This window comes from Pseudoflavonifractor capillosus, assembly GCF_016899775.1.
Lineage (GTDB): Bacteria > Bacillota > Clostridia > Oscillospirales > Oscillospiraceae > Lawsonibacter.
Genome location: NZ_JACJJE010000007.1, coordinates 72,443 through 87,255 on the forward strand (window position 1 = coordinate 72,443; position 14,813 = coordinate 87,255).

Genomic DNA, 14,813 nt, shown 5'->3' on the forward strand with positions numbered 1-14,813 from the left:
ATGCAGTAGGCTCTACCATCTTTACTTTTCTCGTGTACGCTCTTAGTATATATACAATATCCAGGTGCTGTCAAGAGCAAATTTTTATTGGTTGAAACCATGGGCTGCATATCCTGACCAATACTTATGCCGGATTACCTCACCTTACAAATTAAGAACTTTTTATAATATTGCAGACACATCCCGACGATGTACAATAAAAGCGTAGGATAAAAACACTTGCAAATCTGATAAGTAGAAACTGAGTGATGCAGATATGCGTACCTTTACAACAGGTGACGAGACCATCTCTATCTTTCCGTGCAGCGAATCAGAGTCTCCGGTTATCTACCTCAACACCTTCCACGATGAAAGCCAAAAGGTATATGAGACTGCACAGGCTACTGGTTGCCCACCGTTTACCTTGGTAGCCATCAGTAATCTGGACTGGAACCAAGACATGGCTCCGTGGGACAGTCCGGCGGCCTTCAAGAAGGGAGAACCCTTTACCGGCGGGGCAGGTGACTACCTGCGGCTGCTGGTGGAGGAGATCATACCCAGGGCAGAAAAAGAGCTGGTCGGGCCTCCGGCGTGGCGGGGAATCGCCGGGTACTCTCTGGCGGGGTTATTCGCCCTGTACACCATCTACCAGACAGATGTGTTCTCGCGGGTGGGGTGCATGTCCGGCTCCTTGTGGTTTCCTGGTTTCAAAGAGTACATCTTCTCCCACGAGCCGAAGCGCCGGCCAGACTGCATCTATTTCTCTCTGGGGGACAAGGAGGCCAAGACACGCAATCCGGTTCTGAAAACAGTTCAGGAGAATACAGAGGAAATCCAGGCTTTTTACCAGGGCGAGGGCATCGACACAGTGTTCCAACTGAATTCTGGAAACCATTTTGTCCAGGGGATCGAACGGACCGTTGCGGGCATTCAGTGGCTGTTGAGCAAATAGGGGCTGGCCTCCCGGCCCTTATTCTTTGTTTCGGCGTGTGAAAAACTGATACGCCCGCCGCACAGAAAAGACTTGCACACTCGCTTTGCCAGAGGTACAATACCCCAAACCCAGAGTTACGAAAAAACGCTTCCCGGCCGGGGCAGGCAGACACCTGCCGCCCCTGGTCAGGAAGCGTTTTTGACCCCATATTTGACCACAGTCAGGACTGGAATACCCGGAAACAGTGGATTTAAGAGCGTCAAAAAATATTCAATACCGAGCGGAAAATGCTGGAAAGCACTACAAATTATCACAAAAAATTTGGTTCAAGCGTTTGGGATCACGGGGCCGAGCGTTCGAATCGCTCCACTCGGACCACAAAAATCCTCTGAAGTCATTGATTTCAGAGGATTTTTGCGCATAGATCGGCGTTATATCACCTTTAAATCAATTTTTGCTCAGATGAATGATTTTTTGCAAATTGTATAAAACTGACCATCCATTGCATATCTGGATAATTTGTCTGACGCTTATGAATCCTGACACAAATTAAATTCCGCCAAACACCTTATGCTGCAATGGATTCTGGCGATTTTCCGTCTCGAAATATTGGCGTAGATTTTTATAGAGATGTATGGTATCTTGATAGGCCTTAGCCTGGTGAGTGGGCATGTCCGACAGAAGGAGACCTTGGATTGGATCCACCAGATCTGCCGTTCCACTGGCATGTTCTGAAAGCAAAGTCAATACCTCGGACAACAATACTATGCAAAATGCATAGTATTGTTGCGGATTGATGCCTGTGATAAAATACAAAATGACCAACAAAGATGAAAAATTAGGAGTTGATTGTGATATTGCACCCTATATTTCATAAGAATGCTTTATGTCAAATTGTATGAATGAATCAATTTGACACGGCGAGAAAGGATGGAGGAAATAAGAATGGCCATTATCAAATGCAAAATGTGCGGCGGGGACCTGGAGATCACCGAGGGCGTGACTGTGGCCGAGTGCGAGTACTGCGGCACCAAGCAGACAGTTCCCAGTGCGGACAGTGAGAAAAAAACTAGCCTGTTCCTGCGGGCCAACAAACTGCGGTTCGACTGTGACTTTGACCGGGCGGCAAACATTTACGACAGCATTATCACCGACTTTCCGGCGGAGCCGGAGGCCTACTGGGGCCTTCTGCTGTGCAAATATGGCATTGAGTACGTAGACGACCCGGCCACCGGGAAGAAGGTGCCCACCTGCCACCGCTCCTCCTATGAGTCCGTCCTGGAGGACGAGAACCTGGAGAAGGTGATGGAGTACGCCGACGCGGTGGCCCGGCGGGTGTATCGGGACGAGGCCAAGGCCATCGAGGACATCCGAAAGGGGATACTGGAGGTCTCCGGCAAGGAACCGCCCTACGACATCTTCATCTGTTACAAGGAGACCGACGAGAGCGGGGAGCGCACGGTGGACAGTGTGCTGGCCCAGGACGTGTATGACGCCCTGACAGAGAAGGGCTACCGGGTGTTTTTCTCCCGCATTACTTTGGAGGACAAGCTGGGCACTCAGTACGAGCCCTACATCTTTGCCGCCCTGAACAGCGCGAAAATCATGCTGGTGTTCGGCACCGACTATGAGTATTTCAACGCCGTGTGGGTGAAGAACGAGTGGAGCCGCTTTCTGAAGCTGATGGCCCAGGACAAGAGCAAGCATCTGATCCCCTGCTACAAGGATGTGGACGCCTACGACATGCCCAAGGAGTTCCAGAAGCTCCAGGGCCAGGACATGGGCAAGGTGGGAGCCGTGCAGGACCTCCTCCGGGGCATCGACAAGCTGCTGGGGAAAGGCACAGCGGCGCAGGCTGCTGCTCCAGCTCAAGCCGCAGGCGGCCCCACGGTGGATAGTTTGCTGAAGCGGGCACAAATGTTCCTGGAGGATGGAAACTGGGACAGCGCCAACGAGTACTTCGACAAGGTGCTGGACATCGCCCCTGAGAGCGCCGAGGCCTATGTGGGCAAGTTCTGTGCGGAACGAAAGTACCATCAAATTTCCGAGGTTGCTGAAGATAGTGATGCTTTTTCCGGACAGGTATCCACACTGTGGGAACGAGCGTTGGAGTTTGCCACACCAGAGCTATATACAGTACTGAAAGAATATCAGGCTGCATCAGAAAAGATAACACATCGGAAAGCACAGCAGGAGAATGCTGCCAGACAGGAAACCGAAAAGAGATTGGCAGCAATCCGACCTTATGCACAAGGCCTTCTCGCCGCTTCAGAGGCTTATGTTACTGTAGGTTTGGGTTCCGATGGCAGGGTGGCCGCAGTAGGCCCTAATACTTACGGACAATGCAATGTCTCGTACTGGAAGGATATTATAGCGGTCTGCACTGGAGGCCGCCATACGGTAGGCCTGAGAGCAGACGGCACGGTGGTTGCGGTAGGTAAAGACGGACAGTGCAGAGTTTCGGACTGGAGGGATATTGTAGCTATTTGCGCCGGGAATGATCACACAATAGGTCTGAGGTCAGATGGTACAGTGGTTGCGGTTGGAACTAGCTTGCGGGATCAGTGTAATGTCTCTGGCTGGAAAAATATTGTGGCTATCTGCGCCGGAGATGAGCATACGGTAGGTCTAAGAGGGGACGGCACGGTAGTCGCAGTGGGCAATAATAATTGCGGACAGTGTAATGTCTCAAGCTGGAAAGATATTACAGCTATTTGCGCTAGAGATTCCCACACAATAGGTCTGAGAGCAGACGGAACAGTGGTTGCAGTGGGAAGTAATGTTCCCGGGAGCTACAACGTCCCGGCCTGGACAGATATTGTAATGGTCTGCACTGGAAACTCTCATACAGTAGGACTGAAGGCAGACGGAACAGTAGTCGCAGCTGGCAATAATCATTGCGGACAGTGCAATGTCTCTGACTGGAAAAATATTGTAGCTATCTGCGCCGGAGGCTTCCACACGATAGGCCTGCAAGCGGACGGCAAGGTAGTCGTGGCGGGCAATAATAGCCAGGGCGAATGTAATGTCTCGGACTGGTGTAATATTGTAGCGATCTGCGCCGGAGGCTTCCACACGATAGGCCTGCAAGCGGACGGCAAGGTAGTCGCGGTGGGCAGTAATAGCTATGGCGAATGTAATGTATCGGATTGGCAGTTGTTTAGCAGCGTCGAAACATTGAAGGCAGAGCGGACAGCTCTCCGCCAGAGGAGAGAAGAAGCCCGTCAAAAGGATGAGCAGCACCGCAAAGAAAAGCAGCGCTGGGAAGAGGAACAGCGCCGTCATGAAGAGGAGCGCCGCCGCAGAGAAGAGGAACAGCGCACCCAGCACCGAAATGCGCTGGAGGATGAGCGCACCCGGCTGCAAGCGGAATTGCCCACAATCAAGGGCCTGTTCTCCGGCGGCAAGCGCAGGCAGGTGGAGGCCCGGCTGGCGGAGATTGAGGCGGAACTGAAAAAGCTGTAAGAGAGGGAGTATACTATGGCAATCATCAAATGTAAAATGTGCGGCGGCGATTTGAACGTCACCGAGGGTATGACCGTAGCCGAGTGCGAATACTGCGGCACCAAGCAGACGGTCCCCAGTGTGGACAGTGAGAAGAAACTGACCCTGTTCAGCCGGGCCAACCGGCTGAGGCTGGCCGGTGAGTTCGACAAGGCTGCCGGGGTCTATGAGAGCATTGTGGCGGAGTTTCCGGAGGAGGCCGAGGCATACTGGGGCCTGGTGCTTTGTAAATACGGCATTGAATATGTGGACGACCCGACCACCGGAAAGAAAGTGCCTACCTGCCACCGCTCTTCCTTTAACAGTATCCTCAAGGACAGCGACTTTGAGCAGGCCTGCGAAAACGCGGACACAGTGGCCCGGCGGGTCTACCGAGACGAGGCCAAGGCCATCGAGGACATCCGCAAGGGGATTTTGGAGGTCTCCGGCAAGGAGCCGCCCTACGACATCTTCATCTGCTACAAGGAGACGGATGAAAATGGGGAGCGCACGGTGGACAGCGTGCTGGCCCAGGATGTGTACGACGCCCTGACCGAGAAGGGCTACCGGGTGTTTTTCTCCCGGATCACCCTGGAGGACAAGCTGGGCGCCGAGTACGAGCCGTACATCTTCGCCGCCCTGAACAGCGCGAAAATTATGTTGGTATTCGGCACGGACTACGAGTATTTCAACGCCGTGTGGGTGAAAAACGAGTGGAGCCGGTACTTAAAGCTGATGGCCCAGGACAAGAGCAAGCATCTGATCCCCTGCTACAGGGATGTGGATGCCTATGACATGCCAGAGGAGTTCCAGAAGCTCCAGGGCCAGGATATGGGCAAGGTGGGGGCTGTCCAGGATCTGCTGCGGGGTATCGAAAAACTGCTGGGGAAGGACGCAGCTGCTCAAACGGATTCAACCTCTCCGGCCCAGGCAGCAGGGGGACCCACAGTGGAGTCCCTGATGAAGCGGGGACAGCTCTTCCTGGAGAGCGGGGATTGGGACAGCGCCAATGAGTACTTCGATAAGGTGCTGGACATTGCCCCCGAGAGCGCCGAGGCCTATGTGGGCAAGTACTGCGCGGAGCGGAAGTACCGGGATTTCTCCTTCATGCGCCTGGACCATGGTGACCAGCTGTACGCGAAAGGAATCCTGCACCTGTGGAATCTGACACAAAAAAAGGAGTTCGACCGGGCAAAAACATTTTACCAAGATGTAACCGGCGCGGATCAGACCGGAGCGCAGCAGTTTTTGGGTATGCTGCTGGGAATGGAAAAGCTGGACATAAGTGCCGTGATCCCGGATCCCACTGCAACTTCCCGGAATTTCACGCTGGCCCTGCGCTTCGCCTCGCCGGAGCTGCGGACCCAACTGGAGGAGGCCCGGGACGCGTTCCGGCAGAACCGGGAGAAGCACATCCAGGAAGTGGAGCGGGAAATCGCGGATGCCGAGCAAGCCGAGAGAGACGCCGCAGAGGAACAAAAGCGGGCCAAAGAGCAGAAAAAAATTCAAGAAGCGGAGGAGAAAAAGGCCCACGCGGAGCTGCTTCGCACCCGGCGGGAGCTGGCCCGCAGGTTCAGTAAGCGCATCGCCGCGGGCGCGGGTTTTGTTGTGGCCTTAAAGCTGGACGGTACCCCCTTAGTGGCCGGGGCCAGCCGGTTTGGGGCGGCCGATTTGTCCGGATGGAAGGATCTGACGGCGGTTTCCGCCGGGCTTTACCACACGGTGGGCCTGCGCTCAAACGGTACGGTGGTGGCCACAAAGTACACCAAAAAAGAGAAGTATAACCCCTCCAATGACTCCTTCTGCCAGGTGTCCCATTGGAGGAATATCGTGGACATCTCCGCCGCAACTACCTCCACCGTGGGCATCAAGGCGGACGGAACGGCGGTCTGGACCGGGCAGGACCTCCCCTATGCGGGGGACCTGCCAGATGCGGGGAATTGGAAGGACTTTGTGGACTTTGCGGCCACACGCATCCCTACAATTGATGACAAGACCGGCACGCTGATCGGGCTGAAATCCGACGGAACGGTTGTGGACAGCGGCTATTTTTCCCAAAAGTATCCCGTCATGTGGAACGCGGGGCTGACGCTGGCCTTCAAAAACGTGGCCATGTCGGCCAGCACCTATCATGCGGTCTTTTTAAAGGAAAATGGTCTGGTCCTTCCCATCGGTGACTCGAGCAGCGCCGCATGTCAGGTCAGGGACTGGCAGGATATTGTGCAGGTCTGTGCCACAGGGGATAGTTCTGTTACCTATGGCCTGAAAGCAGATGGAACGATGGTGGCGACGAAAGATCCCAGTCCGTACGTACATGAGGAACGCGAGGTACTCAAGTGGAAGGATATTATTGCCTTCTCTGCGAATGGCGGTTGGGTCGTAGGCCTGAAGTCGGATGGCACCCTGGTCTCCACCAGTGAACAGCTGCAGGAGATGATCGGCTCTTGGAAACTGTTTGACAGTCTGGATACGATAGAGCAGGAATTGGCAGAGGTCCAGGCCAAGCGCAAGGCCGCTCTGGAAAAGGAGCGGGACGACCTTCAGGCGGAGCTGCCCAACCTGAAGGGGTTCTTCTCCGGCGGCAAACGCCGGGAGATGGAGGCTAGGATTGCAGAGATTGAGGAAGAACTGAAGAAGCTGTAACGATCCTTACAATAAAGGAGAGCGCATAAAATGGCGATTATCAAGTGCAAAATGTGTGGCGGCGATTTGAACGTCACCGAGGGCGTGACCGTGGCCGAGTGCGAATACTGCGGCACGAAGCAGACGGTCCCCAATGTAGACAATGAGAAGAAGCTAACCCTGTTCAGCCGGGCCAACCGGCTGCGGCTGGCCTGCGAGTTTGATAAGGCTGCCGGGGTGTATGAGAACATTGTGGCGGAGTTCCCCGAGGAGGCGGAGGCCTATTGGGGCCTGGTGCTGTGTAAATACGGCGTTGAATATGTGGATGACCCGGCCACCGGGAAGAAAGTGCCCACCTGTCACCGCTCCTCCTTTGACAGCATTTTGGAGGACAGCGACTTTGAGCAGGCCTGCGAGAACGCCGACGCGGTGGCCCGGCGGGTATACCGGGACGAGGCCAAGGCCATCGAGGACATCCGCAAGGGGATTTTGGAGGTCTCCGGCAAGGAGCCGCCCTATGACATTTTCATCTGCTACAAGGAGACCGACGACAGCGGTGAACGCACCGTGGACAGCGTGCTGGCCCAGGACGTGTACGACGCCCTCACCAAAAAGGGCTACCGGGTGTTCTTCTCCCGAATCACCCTGGAGGACAAGCTGGGCACCGAGTATGAGCCCTACATCTTCGCGGCGCTGAACAGCGCGAAAATCATGCTGGTGTTCGGCACCGACTATGAGTATTTCAACGCCGTGTGGGTCAAGAACGAGTGGAGCCGTTTTCTGAAACTGATGGCTCAGGACAAGAGCAAGCACCTGATTCCCTGCTACAGGAATGTGGACGCCTACGACATGCCCAAGGAGTTCCAGAAGCTCCAGGGCCAGGACATGGGCAAAGTGGGGGCCGTTCAGGACCTGCTCCGGGGCATCGACAAGCTGTTGGGGAAGGGGACAGCGGCGCAGGCCGCCGCTCCGGCTCAAGCCGCAGGCGGCCCCACGGTGGAATCTCTGCTGAAACGTGGGCAGATGTTTCTGGAAGATGAGGACTGGAAGAGTGCCGGGGAGTATTTTGACAAAGTGCTGGATCTGGTACCTGAATGTGCGGAAGCTTATTTGGGAAAATTCCTCGCGTTTTATGGACTTGTATCGCTGACAGGTATGAGAAACAAAATATATCCTCTGGACAGCAGCAAGGAATTTCGCCGTGCGGAACAATTTGCGGATGCGGAGTTGGCAAAGGATCTGCAGAAAGTCAAGGAAGGCAATGAGCTGAGGTACCAGCGGTTCCGACTTTGGGATGTACTGAAAAAACATTGTAAAAATAAAGAAGATGATGAGAGAGCCCGTGAGGAAGAAGTAAGGCGGCGCGAAGAAGAGGCCCGACAGCAGGAGGAGAGCCGCAAGGCAAGGGTGCGCCTGAAGCCCATCCGGGAAAAACTCCGCATAGCGGCACCGTGGCTTGTTTCTGGACTGAACTTGGTAGTGGGTCTGAACACGGATGGCACAGCGAAAATAGTTGGCTATTATGACTGGGGCAGAGGCAAAGACAAAGGGGAAAAAGTCGGAAATTGGAAACACATCGTCGCCGTTGCGGCAGGTACGAATCATGTCGTGGGCCTGCGGGCGGACGGGACTGTAGTGGTCGATTTCTACGGAGATTACGGGGATGACAAAGGACAGTGGAAGGTGAGCGAATGGACGGATATTGCAGCCATTGCCGCCGTTGATAATTTGACGGTTGGATTGAAGTCAGATGGAAGCGTCGTCACTGCGGGGACACTTGGCAACGACAAATCAGTGGATGTATCCGACTGGCGGGATATTGCGGCTGTTACGATGTCCGCCTTTTCCTTGATTGGACTTCGCAAGGATGGTACCGTCATAAGTGGACATTCATATGATGATATGTCTGCCTTGGAAAATATTGTTGACATTGCTGGCGGATACGGCCTGCGGGACGACGGTACGGTGATTTCTATATGGGATAGGAAGACGGTTTCGCTTTTTGGGTGGACGGATATTGTGGCAATCGCAGCTGGTACATACCATGTTGTAGGGCTGAAAGCGAATGGGACTGTCGTGGCGACTATGGATGACAATCAATGGTCGCATTCGGAGGGGCAGACCCAGGTATCCGAGTGGACGGGTATTGTGGCCATTGCTGCCGGATATACCCATACGGTCGGTTTGAGAGCGGACGGGACCGTGGTGTTCGCAGGTAAGCGAGGGTCCTTAAGCAGGGTGGAAGAGTGGAAATTGTTTGACAGCGCAGATACGGCAATCGAGCACAAGCAGGAGCGGGAAGAACAGATGCGCCGGGCGATTGAGGAAGAGCATCAAGCCGCCGAGAAAAAGGCCGAGGAAATGAGGGAAGAACAGCGGCGCAGAGAAGAAGAAAAGAAACAAAATCGGGAACGAATCCAGAGAATTGATGCGCTGACAAAGGAGCGTTCGACTTTGTGGGCAGAGTACAATAAATTAGGCCTGTTTGGGAATAGACAGAGAAAAAAGGAAATCAAAGTGCGCTGCGATGAAATCTGTCTTGAGCTGGAGGCATTGGAAAAGGAACGGAAGGAAGCGTTCAAAAAGGAACAGCATGGGAAATGAAATGTTGAGCGGCCTGATTGGTGCACTAATTGGTGGCTGTTGCTCTGTTTTGGGCGGCATCATTGCGGTGAAACTTGAATATCAAGAACAACGCAAGCATGAATGGAGAAAGAAGCAATATGATCTATTCTGTGTAATTGTGGACTTTCTGAATAAACTGATCGAGTTTGTCGGCAGCGAAAAGACCACACTTAGTGAAGTGGATGACGTTCACCCCAAGTCCGCTGATGAACTATGGGATGAAATTGTGCGGTTAAAGGGAAGAATCATTCCCTTGGTCAGCATCCTGTTTGACAAGCAAATGGAAAAGCAAATTATTATATTTTATGACGAAATTTCTCAGGGTGGAACAGCAGTCACAGAAGAAATCGAAGCCTTTATCAGCAACAGCAAAGAAAAATATTTTAGACATTAGAAAGAAGTAGAGGTTTGCCATGTCCAAATTTGTAATCGAATGTCCCAACTGTGGGAAATACGCGGAGGCCAAGACGGGCTTCTTTGCGCGAAAGAAGATCGACTGTTCCTGTGGGTACACCATCGACGTGCGCACCGACAAGATGACCGCCCGGAAGTGCCCCCACTGCGGAAACGAGGTCATCTTTGACCAGTCCAAGGGGGAGAAGGCCAAGTGTCCGGTGTGCCACGAGCCCATCAACACCCAGGCGGAACAGAACAAAGTGGAGGAGTTCTCCTGCGCCCAGTGCGGCGTGCGGCTCCAGGCCAGCAAGAGCGCCCGTACATACACCTGCCCCGTCTGCGACTGTGTGAACGACGTGCAGGAGCGCATCATGGCTGAGAAGGTCAAAAAGGAGGGCCTGGCCAGCATCATCAAGTACGAGGGGGACAATGAGACCCTGGTGTGGAAGCACCCCATCGAGGACTTCAACATGGGCTCTCAGCTCATCGTCCATGAGAGCCAGGAGGCCATCTTCTTCCGGGACGGCCAGGCCCTGGACCTGTTCGGGCCGGGCCGGTACACCCTGGAGACCCAGCAGCTTCCCATTCTGGAGAAGCTCTATGAGCTGCCCACAGACGCGGAGGGCACCTTCCACTCCGAGGTCTACTTCATCAACAAGACCGTTCAGATGTCCATCAAATGGGGGACCCCGGACAAGGTGCGCTTCATCGACCCCCTCACCAGCACGCCGCTGGAAATTGGCGCCTCCGGCGAGCTGAATTTACAGGTGCAGGACGCCCGGAAACTGCTGGTCAAGCTGGTGGGCACCCAGAGCGGCATCGCCTGGGGGGACCAGGAGGGCTTCACCAAGTCGGTCCAGAGCTCCTTCCGGCCTCTCATCGTCAACACGGTCAAGACCAGCCTCCCCGCCGTCATCAAGGCCCAGCAGATCGACCTGCTGGAGATTGACGAGCGGGTGGACGAGATCTCCGCCGCCCTCCATGAGAAGCTGCTGCCCGGCTTTGAGGAGTACGGCCTGACCATCCCCCAGTTCTATGTGACCCATGTGGTGCTGCCCGAGGACGACCCCAACTTCAAGCGCATCCGGGAACTGCACACGGTCATGCTCCAGACCCGTGTCTATCAGGCGGAGGCCACCGTCAAGACGGCCCAGGCCGAGAGCGAGGCCGCCTACCGTACCGCCCAGGAGCGGAGCAAGGCGGTTATCGCCGCCGCCCAGCGTGAGGCGGAGCTGGAGCGCCAGACCACCGAGACGGAAGTGAAAAAGCGCGAGGCGGAGCGGACGGTCATCCAGGCCCAGGCGGAGGCACAGGCCGCCCGGATGGCCGGACTGACCGAGGCGGAGGTCATGCGGGCCAAGGGCTACACCGAGAAGGACGTGCTCCAGGCGGAGGTCCAGAAGGCCTACGCCGCCGGACTGGGCCAGATGGGGTCCAACGGCGGAGGCGGCGGCGCGCTGGGCGATATCGCCGGGCTGGGCGTGACCCTGGGGGCCATGGGCGGCATCATGGGCATGACCAAGGAGGCGATGTCTCCCATGTTTGGCGGCCAGACCCAGGAACAGAGCGCTCCCACGGTCCCGCCCGCACCCGCGGCGGGCGGCTGGGACTGTGCCTGCGGCCAGCGGGGCATCACCGGCAACTTCTGTCCCAACTGCGGCGCAAAGAAGCCCGCCCCGGCGGACGCCTGGGACTGCGCCTGCGGGCAGACGGGGATCACCAGCAAGTTCTGCCCCAACTGCGGCGCAAAGAGGCCCGCTCCGGCGGATACCTGGGACTGCGCCTGCGGCCAGAAGGGTCTGACCGGGAAGTTCTGCCCGGAGTGCGGGGCCAAGCGGCCCGAGCCCGTCCAGCCGGATACCTGGGACTGTGCCTGCGGCCAGAAGGGCATCACCGGGAAGTTCTGCCCGGAGTGCGGGACCAAGCGCCCTGATCCCGCCCAGCCGGATACCTGGGACTGTACCTGCGGCCAGAAGGGTATCACCGGAAAATTCTGCCCGGAGTGCGGAAAGAAGAGAGGCGATTAAAGATGGCGGCGTTGCAATGTGAGATCTGCGGCGGAAAGCTGATTGGGAAGCCGGGAGGCGTGTTCGAGTGCGACTCCTGCGGCATGGAGTATTCCACCGAGTGGGCCAAGGCGAAAATCCAGGAGATCCGGGGCACCGTCCAGGTGGAGGGCACCGTGGAGGTCACCGGCACCGTCAAGGTCGAGGGCGGGGCCAACAAGGAGAGCCTTTTGAAGCGGGGATACCTGCTGCTGGAGGACGGCGACTGGAAGGGGGCCGATGAGTGCTTTGATCAGGTGTTGAATATAGCCCCGGAGTGCGCTGAGGCATACGTGGGAAGATACTGCGCAAAGTGCCGCTATAAGCGCATTGCCGAAATGGCGGAAGATCCCCGAGGGTTTCAACGCGGCACAGCACTTCCAGGTATCCAGGATAATGTGAGTATTGACCCAATTCTGGATTATTTGAGCAACAACCAAAAAGGGAAAGCAATCTTGCAGTATCGTCAGCAAACAGGTGCTAGCCTGGCAGAAGCAAAAGCTGCTGTAGAAAAAATCGAATCGGTAAGTAGAGTTTCCGCAGGGACAAGTGATTTTGAAAAAGCATTGCGTTTTGCCTCGCCGGAGCTGCGTGCGCAGCTGGAGGGCTATCAGTCGGCTGCACTGCAGCAGACACAGAAAATACAGCGGCAGCGCGAGGAAGAGCGCCGTCAGGAGGAAGAGGCACGCCGTCAGGAGGAAGAGGCGCATCGCTTGCAGGCGGAGGAGGAAGCGCGCAGAGCGGAAGAACAACAGCGTCTTCTGGCGGAGCGCAGAGCGCTGATCCGCCCGGCAGCCTCCTGCATTTCCATAACGTACAGGAATGTGATCGCGGTAAAGTCCGATGGTACGCTGCTATGGGCGGTAGAAGCCAGCTCTGACACTTCAGCCTGGAATCAGTATCGTGAGGCCGCACTGTCCTGGAAAAACATCTCGCAGGTGGTACTCGTTGGAAAGGGCAATACAAAGACTTTTGGTGTGATTGGGGTCCGTATGGACGGTTCCCTAGTATGGGCAGGGAAGAATCTGAGCTTTCTGGACGAGGATGTGTGGACCGATCTGACCGCTATGGTTTATACCGAGGTGGACAGAAGTCGCCGCGGTTATCACGACTATCACGATGTATTTGTGGGGCTCAAGAGAGATGGCCACATAATCCTGCACGTCACCGATGAAGACAAACTCGACTGGGAAATAGACAAGCTGAGAGAATGGGATAACCTGACAAAAATAATCGGCGGGAAAAATTACATTGCCGGGCTGAAGTCGGATGGTACGGTAGTTGCCGAGGGACAATGGGAATTCACGCAGCTGTATCAGGCGGAAAGGTGGACCGGAATTGTAGATATTGCCGCTTGCGGAGAGGACATCATCGGCCTGAAAGAAGATGGAATCGTTGTTGTAACCGGGAAGACGTCCAGCGATCAGAAACGGTATTCTGATTGGACAGAGATTGCCGCCTTGGCTTCCAGCGGATCAGATTCCATCAGTATAAAATTCGACGGCACAGTCATGGCTGATGGGCTTGGCAGTAAGAAATCAAAGGAACAGTTGTCGGCCTGGACGGATATTGTTGCAGTATTTGGAGACTGGACTTTCGTGGGCGTAAAAGCGGACGGTATGGTGGTCACCACGAGCGACAAGTACGATGTGTCCGGCTGGAAGCTCTTCGACCGCATTGAGACCGTGGAGCAGGAGCGAAAAGAGGCCCAGAGGCGGTTTGAAGAGGAGGAGGCCCAGGCCCGCGCCCAGCGCCGCGCCGCCCTGGAGGCGGAGCGCACCGCCTTGCAAAACGAGCTTGCCAACCTGAAGGGCCTGTTCTCCGGCAAGCGCCGGAAGGAGATCGAGGCCAGATTGGCTGCAATCGCGAAGGAACTGGAGGAATAACAGATGAAAAAGAACGCGATACGCTGGTGGGTCGTTCTGGGCGTGGTGCTGGTTGTCTACAACGTGCTGGCATTTGCCCTGCCCTTCCCGAAGACAGCAGTCTTTGCGGTGAGCTATCTCTTTACTATGATCGCCATTCTGGCACAAATTTACGTCATCCGCACCGCTTTCTACCGGGGCGAGGGGGTCAAAAGCAAGTTCTATGGCTTCCCCATCGCCAAGCTCGGCGTGATTTACCTGGCCGTCCAGCTGATTGCGGGTCTGGTATTTATGGCGCTGGGGCTGATTGTTCCGGTCTGGCTGCCGCTGGCGCTGTACGTGGTGCTGCTGGGGATAGCGGCGGCAGGTTTTGTGGCCGCTGACGCGGTGCGGGATGAGGTGGTCCGGCAGGAGATCAAGCTGGAGAAGGACGTCTCCCGGATGCGGGAGTTCCAGGCCAAGGGGCGGGCCCTGGTCACGCTGAATCAGGTCTCTGAGGCGGCTCGCCCCCTGGAGAAGCTGGCGGAAAATCTTCGATTCAGCGACCCGGTGAGCAGTGAGGCGCTGACGGAGATCGAGGACCAACTGGCAGAGTGCCTCGCTCAGCTGCAGGAGGCGGTATCGGCCCAAAAGACAGAGCAGATCTTGTCCGTTTGCCAGGAGGCAGAGCGGATTTTGGCGGAGCGGAACCAGCTTTGTAAGTTGAGCAAGACCAAATAGAATTGAGTTTACCTTTGCATCGTGGGCGAAAAAGCGAGCCAGCACCCGTACGGGTGCTGGCTCGCTCCAGTCTGTCAAAGAACTCCTGTTTTCAAGAGATGAAAACAGGGATTTTGTAAGAAAAAGGGAAAAGAAAAGTGAAGG

8 protein-coding genes are annotated in these 14,813 nt (G+C 55.6%); all 8 read left to right on the forward strand.

The window, feature by feature from the left end:
- Window positions 1-256 precede the first annotated feature (256 nt).
- Window positions 257-931: an alpha/beta hydrolase gene (locus tag H6B31_RS03875; RefSeq protein WP_204897292.1), complete on the forward strand. Its 675-nt coding sequence runs from the start codon at window positions 257-259 to the stop codon at window positions 929-931.
- 927 nt (window positions 932-1,858) lie between these two features.
- Window positions 1,859-4,378: a TIR domain-containing protein gene (locus tag H6B31_RS03880; RefSeq protein ID WP_204897293.1), complete on the forward strand. Its 2,520-nt coding sequence runs from the start codon at window positions 1,859-1,861 to the stop codon at window positions 4,376-4,378.
- 15 nt (window positions 4,379-4,393) lie between these two features.
- A complete protein-coding gene (locus H6B31_RS03885; protein WP_204897294.1) occupies window positions 4,394-7,039 on the forward strand; it encodes a TIR domain-containing protein in 2,646 nt (881 codons plus the stop codon).
- A 30-nt stretch (window positions 7,040-7,069) separates the two neighbouring features.
- The gene (locus H6B31_RS03890; RefSeq protein WP_204897295.1) at window positions 7,070-9,622 is read left to right on the forward strand and encodes a TIR domain-containing protein; all 2,553 of its coding nucleotides are present in this window, start codon (window positions 7,070-7,072) and stop codon (window positions 9,620-9,622) included.
- Complete coding sequence (locus tag H6B31_RS03895; RefSeq protein ID WP_204897296.1) at window positions 9,612-10,037, forward strand: hypothetical protein; 426 nt, start codon at window positions 9,612-9,614, stop codon at window positions 10,035-10,037. Before H6B31_RS03890 ends, H6B31_RS03895 begins: the two co-directional genes overlap by 11 nt.
- Window positions 10,038-10,056: 19 nt before the next feature.
- The gene (locus H6B31_RS03900; RefSeq protein WP_204897297.1) at window positions 10,057-12,066 is read left to right on the forward strand and encodes an SPFH domain-containing protein; all 2,010 of its coding nucleotides are present in this window, start codon (window positions 10,057-10,059) and stop codon (window positions 12,064-12,066) included.
- A gap of 2 nt (window positions 12,067-12,068) precedes the next feature.
- Window positions 12,069-13,970: a hypothetical protein gene (locus tag H6B31_RS03905; RefSeq protein ID WP_204897298.1), complete on the forward strand. Its 1,902-nt coding sequence runs from the start codon at window positions 12,069-12,071 to the stop codon at window positions 13,968-13,970.
- A 3-nt stretch (window positions 13,971-13,973) separates the two neighbouring features.
- Window positions 13,974-14,669 carry a hypothetical protein gene (locus tag H6B31_RS03910; RefSeq protein WP_204897299.1) on the forward strand — a complete coding sequence of 232 codons (696 nt, stop codon included), beginning with the start codon at window positions 13,974-13,976 and terminating at the stop codon, window positions 14,667-14,669.
- The last annotated feature ends 144 nt before the right edge of the window (window positions 14,670-14,813 follow it).